Annotated in this window: 15 protein-coding genes; 6 read left to right on the top strand and 9 right to left on the bottom strand. The window is 73.2% G+C overall.

Features of this window, described 5'->3' with window-relative positions; genetic code table 11:
• The first annotated feature begins 118 nt into the window (after positions 1-118).
• Positions 119-796, top strand: a complete 678-nt coding sequence (locus NZH93_RS31850; protein ID WP_259626962.1) for an SDR family NAD(P)-dependent oxidoreductase — start codon at positions 119-121, stop codon at positions 794-796.
• 59 nt (positions 797-855) lie between these two features.
• On the opposite strand, the gene NZH93_RS50905 is transcribed toward NZH93_RS31850, so the two are convergent.
• From NZH93_RS50905 to NZH93_RS31820, 6 genes are all read right to left on the bottom strand, one after another.
• Positions 856-3300, bottom strand: coding sequence for a helix-turn-helix transcriptional regulator (locus NZH93_RS50905; RefSeq protein ID WP_259626961.1), 2445 nt, complete (start codon positions 3298-3300; stop codon positions 856-858).
• 155 nt (positions 3301-3455) lie between these two features.
• Positions 3456-3956, bottom strand: a complete 501-nt coding sequence (locus NZH93_RS31840; protein WP_259626960.1) for a flavoprotein — start codon at positions 3954-3956, stop codon at positions 3456-3458.
• On the bottom strand, positions 3956-5395 hold the full coding sequence (locus tag NZH93_RS31835; protein WP_259626959.1) for an RsmB/NOP family class I SAM-dependent RNA methyltransferase: 1440 nt from the start codon (positions 5393-5395) through the stop codon (positions 3956-3958). The genes NZH93_RS31840 and NZH93_RS31835 overlap by 1 nt, the downstream gene beginning before the upstream one ends.
• Entirely contained in the window at positions 5392-6321 is a 930-nt protein-coding gene (gene fmt / locus NZH93_RS31830) for a methionyl-tRNA formyltransferase (RefSeq protein ID WP_259626958.1), read from the bottom strand. Before fmt ends, NZH93_RS31835 begins: the two co-directional genes overlap by 4 nt.
• Before the next feature lie 2 nt (positions 6322-6323).
• Positions 6324-6869, bottom strand: a complete 546-nt coding sequence (def, locus tag NZH93_RS31825) for a peptide deformylase (protein WP_259626957.1) — start codon at positions 6867-6869, stop codon at positions 6324-6326.
• Positions 6870-6919: 50 nt separating this feature from the next.
• Positions 6920-7150, bottom strand: a complete 231-nt coding sequence (locus NZH93_RS31820; protein ID WP_259626956.1) for a hypothetical protein — start codon at positions 7148-7150, stop codon at positions 6920-6922.
• A 56-nt stretch (positions 7151-7206) separates the two neighbouring features.
• Between NZH93_RS31820 and NZH93_RS31815 the strand changes: the two genes are divergently transcribed.
• Together NZH93_RS31815 and NZH93_RS31810 are read left to right on the top strand one after the other, a co-directional pair.
• Positions 7207-7809 (top strand): RNA polymerase sigma factor, encoded by a 603-nt coding sequence (locus NZH93_RS31815; protein ID WP_372506934.1) that lies wholly within the window; start codon positions 7207-7209, stop codon positions 7807-7809.
• Positions 7809-9074, top strand: a complete 1266-nt coding sequence (locus NZH93_RS31810; protein WP_259626954.1) for a hypothetical protein — start codon at positions 7809-7811, stop codon at positions 9072-9074. The genes NZH93_RS31815 and NZH93_RS31810 overlap by 1 nt, the downstream gene beginning before the upstream one ends.
• A gap of 3 nt (positions 9075-9077) precedes the next feature.
• On the opposite strand, the gene NZH93_RS31805 is transcribed toward NZH93_RS31810, so the two are convergent.
• A complete protein-coding gene (locus NZH93_RS31805; RefSeq protein WP_259626953.1) occupies positions 9078-9641 on the bottom strand; it encodes a helix-turn-helix domain-containing protein in 564 nt (187 codons plus the stop codon).
• A gap of 17 nt (positions 9642-9658) precedes the next feature.
• On the opposite strand from NZH93_RS31805, the gene NZH93_RS31800 reads away from it, so the two are divergent.
• Positions 9659-10186, top strand: a complete 528-nt coding sequence (locus NZH93_RS31800; RefSeq protein ID WP_259626952.1) for a GNAT family N-acetyltransferase — start codon at positions 9659-9661, stop codon at positions 10184-10186.
• A 483-nt stretch (positions 10187-10669) separates the two neighbouring features.
• Here NZH93_RS31800 and ggt read toward each other — a convergent pair whose 3' ends face one another.
• Together ggt and NZH93_RS31790 are read right to left on the bottom strand one after the other, a co-directional pair.
• Complete coding sequence (gene ggt / locus NZH93_RS31795; RefSeq protein WP_259626951.1) at positions 10670-12442, bottom strand: gamma-glutamyltransferase; 1773 nt, start codon at positions 12440-12442, stop codon at positions 10670-10672.
• A gap of 29 nt (positions 12443-12471) precedes the next feature.
• Positions 12472-14472, bottom strand: a complete 2001-nt coding sequence (locus NZH93_RS31790) for a primosomal protein N' (protein WP_259626950.1) — start codon at positions 14470-14472, stop codon at positions 12472-12474.
• A gap of 106 nt (positions 14473-14578) precedes the next feature.
• Between NZH93_RS31790 and NZH93_RS31785 the strand changes: the two genes are divergently transcribed.
• Together NZH93_RS31785 and NZH93_RS31780 are read left to right on the top strand one after the other, a co-directional pair.
• A complete protein-coding gene (locus NZH93_RS31785; RefSeq protein WP_259626949.1) occupies positions 14579-15799 on the top strand; it encodes an SGNH/GDSL hydrolase family protein in 1221 nt (406 codons plus the stop codon).
• Complete coding sequence (locus NZH93_RS31780) at positions 15800-16258, top strand: P-loop nucleotide/nucleoside kinase family protein (RefSeq protein ID WP_259626948.1); 459 nt, start codon at positions 15800-15802, stop codon at positions 16256-16258. It begins immediately after the preceding gene.
• Positions 16259-16652 lie beyond the last annotated feature (394 nt).

Raw genomic sequence — 16652 nt, 5'->3', positions numbered from 1 at the left:
TCGCAAAGGCGTGAGCTGCGCTTATGGCGTCGCTGAGGCACTACTCACGCGGGTAGTTCCACCCGCCATCCCGGACGCCTACGGTCGGGACCGGGGGCTCGATCTGGGAGTGGCAGTGGTGAACCGGGAGTTCGACCGCAAGACCGCGGTGGTGACCGGCGCTTGCGGCGCCGTCGGTGCCGAGGTGGTCGCCGCGCTGGCGGCGCGGGGTGCCGTCGTGACGGCCGTCGACCACGACGGCCGTGCCCTCTGCGACCTGGTGGAGCGCCTGCAACGAGCGGGTCTGCGGGTCGCGGGCCGACAGGTGGACATCTCCTCGGGCCCCGCCGTCGAGTCACTGGTCGACCAGGTGGAGCGCGAGGTCGGCCCGGTCGACATCGCCGTGAACGCCGCCGACCTCCTCCGCACCGGCAGGGCCACCGGCCTCACCGACGACGACTGGTCGCGGAGCTTCGCCATCAACACCCACGCCGTCTTCCACCTCAGCCGTGCCGCCGCCGCCCGCATGGTGCCGCGCGGCGGCGGGGCCATCATCACCGTCGCCACGACGGTCCAGACCCTCCAGCCGGGTTACGCGGCCTACACCGCGTCGAAGGCGGCGGCCACCGCCTACGCGAACCACCTGGCGGCGGAGGTGACCCGGCACGGCGTCCGGTGCACGGTCATCACCACGACCCGACCGGAGACCCCGCTGCTCCGCTCGGTGGCCGACTCCGACGCCCACGCCTCCGCGGTCGCGGCGTCGGTGCTGGCGGCCTTGAGCCACCACGCGGACGGCACCGCCGTGGGTGCCTGAGACTCCCGCCGAATCCGCCGGCGGTGGGTGCCTGAGCACTGGGGGTGCTCAGGCGCCGCTCATCGGGACGGCGCCTGCTCGTGCGCCACCCGTGCCAGCTCCACCCGCGAGCTGATCCCCAGCTTCCGGAAGATCCCCCTCAGGTGGTAGTTCACCGTGTGCGGCGACAGGAACAACTGCTTGGCCACCTGCCGGTTCGTCAACCCGGCCCCCACCAGCAGCGCGATGTCCCGCTCGGGCTCCGACAGCCGGTGCCACTCCCGGTCCGCCCCGCCGGTCCCCGCCTCGACCGGCCGAGCCCTCAACCGGGCGACCTCCCCGTCGGCCCCCATCTGCTCGAGGATCCGGGACGCCACCTCCAGGTGGGGCGAGACGTCCTCGCCCCGCTCCCGGCGCAGCACGACCAGGTCCGCGTTCGCGCACGCCTTGGCCCACGGGTGCCGGTGCCGTCCGGCGGCCACCAGCAACGCCTCCACGTCCCGGTCCACCAGCGCACGCGCGTGAGCGGCGGACGTCGACACCGACCCGTAGCCGGGGTTGTTGGCCGCGAGGTCGTCCGCCGCCAGCAGGACCGCCGCGACCAGTCGGCTGTCCCCCACCGCGATCCCCAGCCGCACCAACCAGGGCGCCGCCCCCGGCTCCTCGATCACCATGCGCCGCAACGAGTTCGGGTCCGCCACCCGCTCCCGTGCCAGCTCCGCCGCCCGAGCGGGCCCTCCCAGCGCGTGGGCGAGCAGCAGCTCCACCCAGTCGTACTGCCCGGAGTGCAGCACGGCCTCGCCCCCGGCCAGGTCCCCCCGGTACCGCCGCACGTGCTCGGCCGCCACCTCGTACTCACCGCGGTGGATCGCCACGGTCCCCAGCACCGTGGAAGCCAGCGGCACCAACAACCTCAGCCCCCGGTCGTGCGCCAGCGCCAACCCCGCGCGGGCGGCCGAACGCGCCTCGGCCAACCGGCCTGCCTGCACCAGGACCCTCGACCGGGCGATCAGCCGAGCCGCCCGAGCCCCGCTGGTCACCGCGTCGTCCAGGTCCGGCCCGTCCCCGGCCACCAGTTCCTCGGCCTCGGCGAACTCCCCCAGCGCCGCCAACTTCAGCGCGTAGGCCACCGGCGTGTGCGAGAACCACCACGCCGACGGCCCGGTCGGCGGCCACTTCGTCGACTCGCGTCCCCAGTAGACGCCCTCGGCCAGGTTCCCGGCGTTCCACTCCAGGCACGAGTGCACCGTCGCCGCCATCACGGCGTCGGCGTCGCTGGCGTCCCGATCGCGCACCGTCAGCAACGACAGCGCGTGCTCGCGAACCCGGCTCCCGGTCGCGAAGTACAGCGACAGCAGCCGCCCGGCCGCCGCCAGCCCCCGCAGCGGCCCGGTGGACGACGGGATGGTCAGCGCGTGGTCCGTCTCGACCACGGCGTCACCCGGCCGTCCGTCGGCCAGCAGGATGCCCGCGAGCACGCAGTGCAGTTCCGCCGCGACGGTGGGGGACACCCGCTGCGCCAGCGCTTCCCGTGCCAACGCGATGGCCGACCCGAGCCGACCACCCGCCGCGAGCGTCCGAACGCCCTGCACGACGTCACCGCCCGAACCGCCGGGCAAGGGCGGGTGCGCGGTGGGCTCGACGGTGAACGGCGGTCGCAGCACGGCGACGTCGTGGCGCAGCGCGTGCAGGATCGACCGCGGGATCGACTCGACGACGGCACGCCGCACGAGGTCGCTGGGGAACTCCAGCCGTTCGTGCGCGGGCACGAGCAGCCCGGACTGGAGGACCTCGTCCACGGCCAGCAGCAGCGAGGCCGTGGTCTCGCTCATCATCGTGGCGACGTCGTGCAGCAGGAAGGACCGGCCGACGACGGCGGCGACGCGCAGCAGTTGCGTCGCCTTGGCGGACAGCAGGTCGACGCGGTCGCGCACGAGTGCCGCGACCCGGTGCGGCAGCCAGCCGCCGCGCACGTGCGCCACACCGCCGCGCAGTTCGAGCTGGCCTTCCTCGCGCAGCCCCTCGATCAGCTCGGTGACCAGCCGCGGGTTGCCGCCCGCTCCGGCGATGAGCGCACGCAGGTCGGCGTGCGGGGTCGCGCCCAGCAGGCGGCGGGCGATCTCGTCCACGACGTCGTCGTCCACCGGGCCCATGACGACGACCTCGGCGCACGCCGCGAGGGTCCGCTGCACCTCCGGGCCCGCGGTGGCGCCGTTCATCGTCATCAGCACGGACAACGGCCTGCCGCGCAGCTCCGGCAGCAGCGCCAGCACCCCGGCGGGGTCGAGGTGGGCGTGGTCGACGGCGATCAGCAGCGGGTGGTCCGCGACGAGCGCGGCGGCCACGTCGGTCGACCCGCCGAACAGGTCCCCCGAGGTCGACGCGACGAGCACCACGGGCAGCCCCTGCTCGCGCGCCAGGCGCACGGCCTCGTGCAGGAGGAGGGTCTTGCCGGACACGGGCGGGCCGTCGACGACGAGCACACCACCGGTGCCGGAGTCGGCGGCCAGCAGGAAGCGGCGCACCGAATCCCATTCACGCGCACGCCCGGAGACCATCGACACGGTGCAGCCTGCAACGCCCGTCCGGCGCGTGTCAATTCGCGCGGAATGAATACTTCGAATGGCCGAACGGCCCGGTCAGAGCCGGTCCAGGCGCGCGGGAGCCGACCTCGGCAAGATCATCCCAGCCGGTCGAGTTCGGCCAGCACCGGCTCGGGGCCGCCCTCGGGCACGACCAGCACCCCGGCGGACCGCAGCGTCGCCAGGTGCCCGGCCCACGCGGGGTGCCGCCGCTGGGCCTCGTTCGACTGCGGCTGCACGACCACCGGCACGTCCGGCAGCCCCAGCGCCTCGCACAGCACGGTCAGGGCCTGGTTGTCCGAGATGCCCAGGGCGAGCTTCACCACGGAGTTCGCCGTCGCGGGCGCGAACACGAAGCAGTCCGGCGGCGGGTGTGGCTTGGGTTCGCTGGGCAGCCGGGACGTCCAGCGCACCGGCAGGTCCGTCAGCTCGGCCAACGGACCCAGCTCGCCCGCCTCGTCGAGCCAGCGGGCGGCCGTCGGCGTGAGCGTGACGGCCAGCCGCCAGCCCCGTTCGACCGCGGGCACGGCGAGGCCGGTGCGGAACCACCGCTCGACCCCGCCCGCGCCCGAGGTGATCAGGCCGAGGACACGGGTCACTAGGCGGGCCTGCGCAGCAGGGCGCAGAACATCGCGTCCGTGCCGTGCAGGTGCGGCCAGAGCTGGACGTTGTGCGGATCGCTCAGGTTCGGCACGCCGGGGAAGAACTCCTTGGTGTCCAACCGCTCCGCGCCGGTCCTCCTGGCCACGTCCGCCACGATGCCGACCGTCTCGGACAGGTGCGGCGAGCACACGACGTACGCCACGACCCCGCCCGGCCGGACCAGCTTGAGCGCCTTGGTCAGCAGCTCGCGCTGCAACCTGGTCAGCGGCGCCACGTCCGACGGCTGCCGCCGCCAGCGCGCCTCCGGCCTGCGGCGCAACGCGCCCAGACCGGTGCACGGCGCGTCGACGAGCACGCGGTCGAAGCTCCCCTCCGGCAGGTCGGTCTCGCGGGCGTCACCGACGTGGACGGTGATCGGGAGGCCCTTGGTCGCCTTGCGGACCAGCTCCGCGCGGTGCGGGGCCAGCTCCACGGCGTCCAGCGTGCCGCCGTTCAACGAGGCCAGCGCGCCGAGCATCACGGCCTTGCCGCCGGGGCCCGCGCACAGGTCGAGCCAGCGCTCGTCCGAGCCCTCGACGGGCACGTTGGTCAGCGCGACCGCGCAGAGCTGGCTGCCCTCGTCCTGCACGACGGCGAGGTGCTCGCGCAGCGGGTCCAGGTCGCCGGGGTCGCCGGAACCGGACTCCAGGTGCACGCCGTACGGCGAGTACGGGGCGACCTCGCCGCCCGTCATCGCGGCCAGCTCCTCCGCGCTCACCTCGCCGGGCCGGGCTGCCAGGTGCACCTCGGGACGGGTGTCATCCGCGGCCAGCGCTTCGCGCAGCGGCTCGTCACGGCTGCCCAGCGCCTCCGCGAACGCTTGCGCGATCCAGCGCGGGTGCGCGTTGGCGAGGGCGACGTGGCCGATCGGGTCGGTGTCCGGGTCCGGCGCCAGCTCGTCGACCCAGGACGCCTCGTCCTGCTCGGTGATCCGCCGCAGGACCGCGTTGACGAAGCCCGCGGCGCCGGAGCCCTGCCCGCCGCGCACGAGGTCCACAGTGGACGCCACTGCGGCGTGCGCCGGGATCCGGGTGCGCAGCAACTGGTACGCGCCCAGCCGCAGCGCGTCGAGCAGCAGCCCGTCCACTTCGGACAGCGGCCGGTCGGAGCACGCCCCGATCACCGCGTCCAGCAGGCCCTGCGCGCGCGCCGAGCCGTACGCCAGTTCGGTGGCCAGCGCCGCGTCGCGGCCGGTGATCCGGCGCTCGCGCAGCAGCTTCGGCAGCACGAGGTTCGCGTACGCGTCGCGCTGGCGGACCGCGCGCAGCGTGTCCAGCGCAGCCAGCCGGGCCGGGTCCTCGACGGGAGGGCGCTCCGGGCCCACGCGCCGACGCGGCGGCGCGGGCTTGCGCGGCCTGGACGGCCGAGAGGGTCGGGAGGAGGAATTGCCGTTCATGAGATCCGCTCCCCGGCCTCGACCCGGACGCCGCGCGCCCAGTCGGTCGCGGCCATTCGCTTCTTGCCGGGTGCCTGCACGTCGCCCAGCGCCACGGGTGTGGTGGCGGTGCCGACGAGCACCTGCTTGCGCTGCACCAGGAGTTCACCCGGCGCCAGCTTCTCCTCGGTGTCGGCGGGCAGCACGGGCCCGAGCTTGAGGCGTTCGCCCCGGAACTCGGCCCACGCCCCCGGATCGGGCGTGACCGCGCGGGCCAGCCGGTCGACCGCCGTGGCGGGCGCGGTGAAGTCCAGCCGCGCGTCCTCGACGGTGATCTTGGGCGCGTAGCTGACGCCCTCGGACGGCTGCTCGACCGGGCGCAGCGTCCCGTCGGCGATGCCGTCGATGGTGGCCAGCAGCAGCCGCGCCCCGCGCTCGGCGAACCGGGCCAGCAGCTCACCGGCGGTGTCGCGGGGACGCGCCTCCTCGGTGACCGTGCCGAACACCGGGCCCGCGTCGAGCGGCTTGACGATGCGGAACGTGGACGCGCCGACGATGTCGTCGCCGTTGCGCACGGCCGCCTGCACGGGGGCCGCGCCACGCCAGGCGGGCAGCAGCGAGAAGTGCAGGTTCACCCATCCGTGGGTGGGGATGTCCAGCGCGGCCTGCGGCAGCAGCGCGCCGTACGCGACCACGGGGCACGCGTCGGGCGCCAGCTCCCGGAGCCGGGCCAGGAAGTCCGGGTCGCTCGCCTTGGCGGGCGTGAGCACCTCGATGCCGTGCTCGTCGGCCAGCGCGCCGACCGGCGAGCGTTCGAGGTGGCGGCCCCGGCCCGCGGGGGCGTCCGGGCGCGTGACGACCGCGACGACCTCGTGGTCCGGCGACTCGATGAAGGCGCGGAGGGACGGCAGAGCCGGTTCCGGCGTGCCCGCGAAGATCAACCGCACGGTCAGTTCCCCCCGAAGAGCGGGTGCGGGCTCTGCTTGAGCACGGGGACCCCGCCGTCGAACCACTCGGCCTGGCGGATCTCGCGCATCGCCAGCTTGCGGGTCTCGGCGTCCAGCCGGTCCAGGAACAGCACGCCGTCCAGGTGGTCGGTCTCGTGCTGGATGCAGCGGGCCAGCGTGTTCGTGCCCTCGACCTCGACCGGCTCGCCGTGCATGTTCCACCCCTTGGCCACCACGTTCAGGTGGCGGCGGCAGTCCCAGTGCATCTCCGGGATGGACAGGCAGCCCTCGGGGCCCTCCTGGAACTCGTCGCCGACGACGGTCCAGGTGGGGTTGATCAGGTGTCCGGCGAAACCGTCGACGTGGTAGGTGAACACCCGCAGGCCGACGCCCAACTGGGGCGCGGCCAAGCCCGCGCCGCCCGCCTCGGTCATCGTGTCCCACAGGTCCTTGACCAGGCCGCGCAGCTCGGCGTCGAAGTCGGTGACCTCGGCGGCGGCCGTGCGCAGCACCGGGTCCCCGAACAGCCGGATGGGTTGGACGGTCACGCACTCTCCTAGCACTGGGCAGACGACCAGTCTAGGAGAGTCGTCGGGGTTCAGTGGTCGAGGCCCGTGCCCAGGAAGACGACGCCGACCAGGGCGAGCAGGAAGTGGCCCGCGAAACGCGCGGCGGTGACGACACCGCGGCCCGCCGTGACGACGACGGCGGGGGTGTGCGGCGTGGCGATCGTGGTGGCGACCATGGCGGGCTCCTTCTCGTTGGTGGTGCGAGCATGTCCCGCGCGGCCGTGCGCGCGCGTCCACTCGGAGTAGTGCCGTCCCGTCATCCCGAGGTCGTAGCCGCGGACGCAACACCCGGCCGGGTGGCGGACACGTACTGACCATGAGGCTGATACCGACCAGCCGGCAGGGGGCGACGACCTTGGTCGAGGGATCCGACTCGACCGCGGGGCGCACCGATGCCGAGCTGTGGACGCGGGGCGACGAGGCCGCGTTCGGCGAGTTGTACGACCGGCACGCCGAGGCGGTGTGGAACCACGCCTACCGGCTGACGGCGTCGTGGTCGACCGCCGAGGACCTGACGTCGTCCACGTTCCTCACGGCGTGGCGGCGCAGGCACGACGTCACGCTGGTCAAGGACAGCGCGCTGCCGTGGCTCTACACGGTGGCGGGCCACCTGGCGCGCGGCGAGTTCCGGCGGACCACCAGGTTCCAGCGGCTGCTCCGCCGCGTGCCGGTGGACGACACCGTCCGCGACCACGCCGACCAGGTGGCCACGTCGCTGGACGGCGAGCACCGGCTCAGGGCCGTGCTGGACGCCGTCGCGCGGCTGCCGAGGTCCGAACGCGAAGCCGTCGAGCTGGTGCTGATCGGCGAGCTGCCGGTCGGCGAGGCCGCCGCGGTGCTCGGGCTCGCCGAGGCGAGCGTCCGGTCCCGCGTCTCCCGCGCCCGGTCCCGGCTGCGCGGCGCACTGGAGGAGAAGTGATGAGCGAAACCGGACTGCCCCTCCCCCCGCGCAGGCCGCTGCCGTCCGACGCGCGCGAACGGATGCGCCGCCGGATCACGTCGGCCGAGCCACCCGTGCGGGAGCGGCCGAACCGCCGCGGCCCGCTCGTCGCGGCCGCCGCCGTGGTGCTGCTGGTCGCCGGTGGCGCGGTGGGCGCCCAGCTCACCCGTGACAGCACCCCGGCCGTCGCACCACCGCCGCCCGCGGCCACCTCGCCCGACTGGATGAACGTCCAGCTCGGGTACGGCAAGACGACCGACGCCGACCTCGCGACGTGCGGCCTGGCCGGGATCAAGTCCACCCACACGTTCTCCATGCGGGGCCGTCGCATCGTCGTGGGCGACGCCGACGACGCGGGCAGGCGCCGCTTCTGCGAGATCACCTACACGCGGGTGTCGGTGTCCCTGCCCGACTCGTCGCCGATCCCCGTCGGCGACGGCGCCGTGTCGATCCTCTGGCGCTCCCCCAGCGGCGTGGTCGTCGGCCAGGCCCCCAGGGGTGCGGACGCCATGTCGGTCGACCCGGAGAGCGAACCGGACACCCTCGACGACGTGCCCAGGGTCGAGAAGCTGATACCGAGCGACCTGTTCCTGCTCCGGAGCGTCGCCCCGGTCGAGAACGTCGAGTTCCACGTGCAGGAACCCCCGTCCTACGTCACCGCCCGCGTCGTCAAGTCGGAACTGCCCGGCCCCGAGTGGTCGACGACCAGGGACGCCTACCCGAGCGGCTCCACCGCGGGCGACCTCCCGGCCAACCAGGCCGCCCGGTGCCTGGACCTCTGGCAGACCGACGGCCCGCCCTACGCGGGCAACGTCCCGAAGTCGTTCGACGACCCCGCCGACTGGCGGCCCACGGTCCGCGTCGGCCAGGACAGCGCGGAGGGCCTGCTGGTGCTGCGCGAGGAGGGGGGCGACACGGCGTACTGCACGCTGCGGAACGGCGTCGCGACCGACCTCAGGTGGGCGGTCCAGCAGGCCGACGTGGAGAAGATGTTCCGGGTGCTGGGTGGCTTGGAGTCACCGGGGACCGGCGTCACCATCCTCGCGGGCACCACCACCTCGCACGTCGGCGAACTCGTGTTCACCAGCCCCGGCCAGGCCCCCGTCAGGGCGGAGGTCGCGGACGGCACGTTCGCCGTCCGCCTGACCGGCCCACCCACCACGACCCCCAAGCACCCGAGGGACTTCACCGTGGACGTGAACGACCCGGACGGCATGATCCTCTACCGCGGCCCGGCGGGCTGACCCTCACCCGCGCGACCGCATGATCAACGCGGCGACGTGGTAGACGCACGGCACACCACCCGGATTCGCGTACCCGTGCTCCTGGTCGGCCTCGAAGTAGGCGGAGTCACCTGCTTCGAGCCCGACCACCTCCTCCCCCACGCGCAGCCGGAGTTCCCCGGCCTCCACCACCACGTACTCGTGCGACCCCCGCGCGTAAGCGGGAAACCCCCCGGCGTCACACCCGGCGGGCAGCACCACCCGCACCAACTCGAAGTTCACCCCGGCCACGACGGGCGACACCACGGCCTTCTCCCACCCACCGGGGTGCGAGGACCGGTCCTGCGCGACCCGACGCCGAACCACCAACCGCCGCTCACCGCCGTCCTCCAGCAACGACACCAGCGACACACCCAGCCCCTCGGCGATCCGCGCCAACACCACCACGGTCGGAGCCTTCTCCGCCCGCTCGACAGCGGACAACATGCTCACGCTCACCGAACACCGCTCGGCCAACCCCGACAGGGTCAAGCCGCGGTCGGCCCGGACGCGCTGAACACGACGAGCGAGGTCTTCAAGATCAAACATGACGCTATAGTAGAACAGTGAGCACTATAGTGGAAAACGGTGAGGGACCCCAGGTTCGCGACACCCGCACGGAAAACTTGCCGACCATCGCCGCGATCTACGCCGACTACGTCGACAACACCACCGTCACCTTCGCCGAAACCGCCCCCACGCTCGCCGACTGGCAGGAAAGACTCACCGACACGACGGCACGCGGCCTGCCGTTCCTCACCGCGGAAGACCACGGCGAGGTGGTCGGCATGGCGTACTGCACCCCGTGGAAGACCAAGACGGCCTACCGCTACACCGCAGAGAGCACGATCTACCTGAGCCCCGCGGCAGCGGGCCGAGGCCTGGGCACGACACTGCTCACCACCTTGCTGGACCGCTGCACAACGGCAGGGATCCGCGAGGTCATCGCGGTGATCGCGGACAACGGCAACAAGGCGTCGGAGCGTCTTCACGAACGGTGCGGGTTCACACAAGCGGGCCGCCTGACCGGGGTAGGCGTGAAGCACGGAAAAACCTTGGACACCGTGCTCCTACAACGCAGCCTGCCAGCCTGAGCACACCAACCACCTACGTGCCAGCCACCCACCAGCCCCGCCCGCCCACCCGCGCTCGACCGCCCGGCGACCTGCGCGCAACCACCCACCCAACCACCCGACTACTTGCGCGACCACCCGGCGACCACCCGCTCAACCGCCAAGCGACCACCCACCCAACCGCCCGACTACTTGCGCAACCACCCGCACGACCTCACCCGCGCAACCTCACCCACCCAACCCGCACCCCGACCCAACCCACCCAACCCCCCACGCACCGGAACACGCCGCTCTCAACCAGCCAACACCCACCCCAGGCATGACGTCTTCCGAGCACTCCCCCTCCATCGCCCCGATCCGAAGCGCCCTCCTCCCCGATCTTGGTTTGTCAAGGCATCTTTCCCGCCTTGACAAACCAAGATCGGGGATTGAGACAATCGCGCGAGCGGGGTGAGGGAGACCCACCCCAAACATCCCCGCGGGCCCCACCCTTGACCACAACCCTCACCGAGCAGGAAAAACCACCCGAGCCGCCCCTCCCCCACGCCGAGTCGTCTCAGCAGCAGCCCTCCACCGACCATCCCGCAACAACTCAACCCCAGTAGCCGACCCGATCTCCGCGGTAGACGTGAACCGATGCCCAAGCGCCTCAAGCGCCCCAGCCTCAGGCGTAGCCAAAAAAGCCACCTCAGCCTGCGTAGTAGCACCGTTCCGCTGTGAAGCCCGAGGAGCCGCAATAGCCTTCACCAACGGCAGATCCCGATCGATCTTCCCCGCCAACACCTGCAAAACGGTCGTGATGATGCTCGCCCCACCAGGCGACCCGACCGCCAGAACAGCCTTCCCATGATCAAGCACGATCGTCGGCGCCATCGAGGACCGCGGCCGCTTACCAGGCCCCGGCAGGTTCGGGTCCGGCACACCAGGCGTCACCGGCGTGAACGAGAAGTCCGTCAGCTCGTTGTTCAGCAGGAACCCGCGCCCCGGCACGACGATCCCGCTGCCGCCCTCCTGCTCGATGGTCAACGTGTACGCGACCACGTTCCCCCACCGGTCAGCGGTCGTCAGGTGGGTCGTGTGCTCCCCCTCGTACGGGGTCGGCGAAGCCGCGCCTACCGTCGCGCACGCGGCCGGGTTGCGCGGGTCGCCGGGGGCGACCGGGCTGGTCAGGACCTTGTCCGGCGAGATGAGGCAGGCCCTGCTGTCGGCGAACCGCTGTGACAGCAGCTCGCGCGTGGGCACGTCGATGACCGACGGGTCGCCCACCCAGCGGTTGCGGTCGGCGAACGACAGCCTGCTGGCCTCGATGAACCGGTGCAGGTACTGACTGGAGCTGAGAGCGCCGACGTCGACGCCCTCCAGGATGTTCAGCGCCTCGCCGACGGTCGTGCCGCCGGACGACGGTGGCGCCATGCCGTAGACGTCCAGCCCGCGGTACGACGTCCGGCTGGGCTCGCGCAGGGGCGCCGTGTAGCGGGCGAGGTCGGACCTGGTCAGGTCGCCGGGGCGGACGACGCGCGTCGAGGCGGGGTCGACCGGGGGCGTGCGCACGGTCTTGACCACGTCGTCGGCGATGGCGCCGCGGTAGAACGCGTCCACGCCGCGGCGGCCGAGTTCGCGGTACGTGTCCGCCAGGTCTGGGTTGCGGAAGCGGGTGCCGACGGCCGGTGGCGCGCCCTGCGGCAGGTACAGCTCCCTGGTGGACGGGAAGTCCGCGAAGCGGGCGGCGTTGCCCGCGATCTGGGTGTTGAAGGTCCCGTCGACGATGAAGCCGTCGCGGGCGACCCGCTCGGCCGGGCTGATGGCGTCGCGCAGCGACAGCGTGCCCCACCGCTTCAGCGCTTCCTGCCACGTCTTGGGAGTGCCGGGGACGCCGACGGACAGGCCGCTGGTCACGGCCTGGTCGAACGGGATCGCGACCCCGTTCTCCACGAACAGCTTGTCGGTCGCCGACGCGGGAGCGGTCTCGCGACCGTCCACAGTGGACACCCTACGACTGCGGGCGTCGTAGTACGCGAAGAACCCGCCGCCACCGATGCCCGCCGAGAACGGGTCGGTCACGCCGAGCGCGGCGGCCGTCGCCACCGCCGCGTCGACCGCGTTGCCGCCGCGGCGCAGGACGTCGATGCCCACCTGCGAGGCGTCGGGGTCGATGCTGGACACCGCGCCGCCCCAGCCGGTGGCCTCGGGGGCCCGCGGTGGGGCCTGGCTCGCCTGCGCGGTGCCCGGCAGCAGGACGGTGGACGCGACGAGCGCGCCGACGATCAAACGGATCATGGGCTTATTCGTACCTGACGGGGACACGGTCACAGCACCTCCAGCGGGTCCAACTTCACCCGCACGGGATCGGGGTCCTTGCGCGCGCTGCGCACGCCGAGAGCCTCCGTCAGCACCGCGGCCAACGCACGCCCCTCGCTGCGGGCGACCCGAACCAGCGCGCGTTCCTTCTCGCCCTCCTCGTCCAGCGGCACCGGCCCGAGCACCTCCCCGGTCGGGGGCAGCCGCAGCTCGTCCAGCAGGGCCGCGACGGCGTCCGGCGAGCCGTCGACCGTGGCCATCCGCACCGCGGGCGGGAACCCCAGCTCGGTGCGCGCGGCCAACTCCTGCCGGGCGTGCCACACCGGGTCCCAGCGGACCAGCGCCTGCACCGGCGCCAGCACGGACTCGGCGATCACCACGACCCGCCCGCCCTCGACGCCGGGTTTCGCCAGCGCGGCGGCGGTCATCCACCGGCGCAGCGCCTCCTCGGCGGCCCTCAGGTCGGCGCGGCCGAGCAGCGACCACCCGTCCAGCAGCAGCACGGCCCCGTACCCGCCCTCGGCGACCGGCTCGGCTCCCGGTGTCGCCACGACCAGCGCGGGCTTGCCGGTCACCGACGCCAGCACCTCGTCGCCGCCCGACGTGCGCACGGGAACGCCCGCGAACGCGCGCCCCAACTCCTCAGCCGTTCTCCGGGCACCGACGATCTGCGCGCGGAGCTTGCGCGAACCGCACGCCGGGCACCGGTACGCGGCCTCGGTCGCCCCGCACCACCGGCAGTACGGCGGGCGCGGCAGACCGTCCTCCGACCCGCCGGGCAGCGCCAGCGGACCGGCGCACCGCCGACACCTCGTGGGCGCGCGGCAGCTCCCGCACGCCAACGCGGGCACGTACCCGCGGCGCGGCACCTGGATCAGCACCGGGGCGTTCGCCGCCAGCGCGGCGCGCGCGGCGTCGAACGCGATCGACGGCAGCCGCGCGGACCGGGCCGCCGCGTCCTTGACCTCCTGCCAGTCGCTGTCGCCGACGGCCACGACCCTCGGCGCCGCCGTCCTCAACGTCTCGCGCGCCGCGACCACCTCGTGCGCCCACCCGCTCTCGACCAGCAACTGGGCCTCGGCCGTGCGGGCGAACCCGCCAGCCAGGAACGCGGCCCCGGTCAGGTGGGCGCGCTGCACCAGCACGTCCCGCACGTTCGGGTACGGCATCCTCGGCTCGGAGTGCAGGTCGTCGCCGTCGTCCCACACCACGACCAGACCCAGGTCCTCGACGGGCGCGAACGCCGCCGCCCTGGTGCCGACCACGACCCGGACCGCGCCGCGCCGCACCGCGAGCCACCTCTTGTACCGCTCGGACGGCCCCAGGCCCGCCGACAGCGCCACGACACCGGCCTCCCCCACCAGCGCCGCGCACGCCGCGTGCAACCGGGTCACGTCCCGGTGGTCCGGCACGACGAGCAGCACGCCCTTGCCGGTGCTCGCGACCGTCGCCGCCGCCTCGGCGAGCCGCGCGGGCCAGTCCTCCGCGGGCAGCGCCTGCCACACCGCTCGCGCCGTGCGGCCGGACAGCAGGGCGTCGAGCAGGTTCGGGCCGAACGGGTACCGCGTCCACCCCGCGGCCACCGGGACCTCGGGCAGCGGCGCCGGTTCCGGGGACGCCTGCCCCTCGGCCCGCGCGTGCCTCGGCGGGACCGCCATCCGCAGCACGTCGATCAGCGTCCCGGCGAACCTGTCCGCCACCACGCGGGCCAACTCGGCCACTTCGGGCGACAGCACGGGTTCCGGCGACGTGACCCGCTCCAGGTACGTCAACTTCTTGCCGTACTCGGAACTCTCGACCCGTTCCAGGAGGTACCCGTCGACGAGCTGCCCGGCGAACCGGACCCGCACCCGGCACCCCGGAACCGCGTCCGCCTCCTGGTCCGACGACACCTGGTAGTCGAACGCCCGGTCCAGGTGCGCGAGCGGGACGTCCACACAGACGCGCGCGACCGGCAGCACCTCGGCCGGGGTGCGTTCACCACGCCTCGTCGTCGCTTTGCTCGCCATGCCCGTTGGTCTACCAGAGGGGTACGACAGCGAACCGCTCGGACCGGAATTGTCGGACCCCGTCGCTACCTTGTCGGCAGTACTCGCGAACCACGGGGGGTAGGAAGTGAAACGCACCATGGTGGCCCTGGCCGCCGCGACGTCCTTGCTGATCAGCGCACCTGCGGTCGCCTCGGCCGCCGGGCCGGGCTGGGCAGGTGGTTGGGCGGCCTCGGCCCAACCACCGACCGCCGGGTTCGAGCCGAACTGGTCACTGGCGGGGTTCTCGGACCAGAGCGTCCGGCAGGTGGTCCGCCTCACGGCGGGCGGTCCGCTGATCCGAATACGACTGTCCACAGTGCACAGCGGGCCCGTCTCGCTCGCGGGCGCGACGATCGCCCGCACCGCCGAGGGGGGCGCGGTGCGGCCGGGGTCGTTGCGGCGCTTGACGTTCGGGCACCGCGCGGGCGTGGAGATCCCGGCGGGCCGGGAGATCGCGAGCGACGCCGCCGCGCTGCCCGTCGGCCCGCTGGACGAGGTGACGGTGACGTTGCACTTCGCGAGACCGACCGGGCCCACGACGTTCCACGAGGGCGCCGCGGCGACCAGCTTCCGGGCCGCGGGCGACCACCTGTCCGACCCGTCGGGCGCCGCGTTCACCGAAACCACCCACTCGTGGTACTTCCTGACCGGCGTCGACGTGCTGGACACCTCGCCGCGGCGTGACACGGTCGTGGCGTTCGGCGACTCGATCACCGACGGCGCGGGCTCGACCGTCGACGCCGACAACCGCTACCCGGACGAGTTGGCCGAGCGCTTGCACGGCCGGTTCGGCGTGCTCAACGAGGGCATCGGCGGCAACCGGGTGCTCAGCGACTCGCCCTGCTTCGGGGAGGCCGCGACGAAGCGCTTCGCGCGGGACGTGCTGAGCAGACCGGACGTGCGCTCGGTGATCGTGCTGGAGGGCATCAACGACATCATCGCGAGCGACATCGAGTTCGAGTGCTTCGTGCCGAACCCGGAGGTGACGGCGGCCGACCTGATCGCGGGCCACCGCTCCCTCCTCCGCCAGGCGCACGCGCGCGGTGTGCGGGTCATCGGCGCGACGGTGACACCCGTGAAGGGCTTCGCCGCGTACAGCGAGCGCATCGAGGCGGTGCGCACGGAGCTGAACACGTGGATCCGCACCTCCGGCGAGTACGACGCCGTGGCCGACTTCGACCGCGCCCTGGCCGACCCGGCCGACCCCCGCGCACTGCTCGCCGCGTACGACAGCGGCGACCACGTGCACCCCAACGACGCGGGCTACCACGCCATGGCGGCCGCCGTGGACCTGAGAGCCCTGTAGATGCGCCTGATCCTGCTGTGCGGCCTGCCGGGGTCGGGCAAGACGACCCTGGCCAAGGCCTTGGCGTCGACCCGACCCGCCATCCGCCTGTGCCCGGACGAGTGGCTGGCGGCACTGGGCGTCGACCTGTTCGACGAGCCGTTCCGGGCCAGGCTGGAGGCGGTGTTCCAGCAGCACGCCTGGGCCCTGCTGGCGCAGGGGCTGACGGTGGTGCTGGAGAACGGCTTCTGGTCGCGCGCGGAACGGAAGGAGGTGCTGCGCGGGGGAAGAGCGCTGGGCGCGGAGGTGGAGCTGCGGTTCCTGGACGTGCCGATCGAGGAACTGGCGCGTCGGCTGGAGGCACGCGCCCGGCAGCCGGGGGCCGTGCTGATCACGCGGTCGATGCTGGAGGGGTACGCGGCGCTGTTCGAAGCCCCGGACGCGGCTGAACTGGCGCTGTTCGACCCGATCCGCGACTGACCGCGCGACGAGGAGGCACGCAACGGGACGGGAGGTGGTGGGAAGGGAGGTGGCGAAGGGCTCGACGGGATGGGCGTGGCTCGACGGGATGGACGTGGCTCGACGCCGGGCGGCGAGTGGTGGTCAAAGCCGGGCTGAGCTGGTTGGGGCCAGGCGATGGATGGTGGCCACCAGCGCGGAAAGGTAGTCGGCCGCCGAGCTGAGGTGGTCAGCCGCCGAGCTGAGGTGGTGGCCAACGCCGGCTGGGGGTTGCCGTAGCGCCAGCCGTGAGGCGAGTGGAACGGCTGTCCCGGTCTCTCCCCCTCTACGTGGTGCGTGAGCGGGCTCAAGTCGATCACCCAAGCGACGGGAGCGCTCCCACGCAGAGCGGTGGCCCGAGGGCGGCGGGCTGCCA

It is taken from the genome of Umezawaea endophytica (assembly GCF_025061645.1).
GTDB lineage: Bacteria > Actinomycetota > Actinomycetes > Mycobacteriales > Pseudonocardiaceae > Umezawaea > Umezawaea endophytica.
Note: the sequence above shows the minus strand (reverse complement) of the source record. Positions and strands in the feature narration are given on the sequence as shown.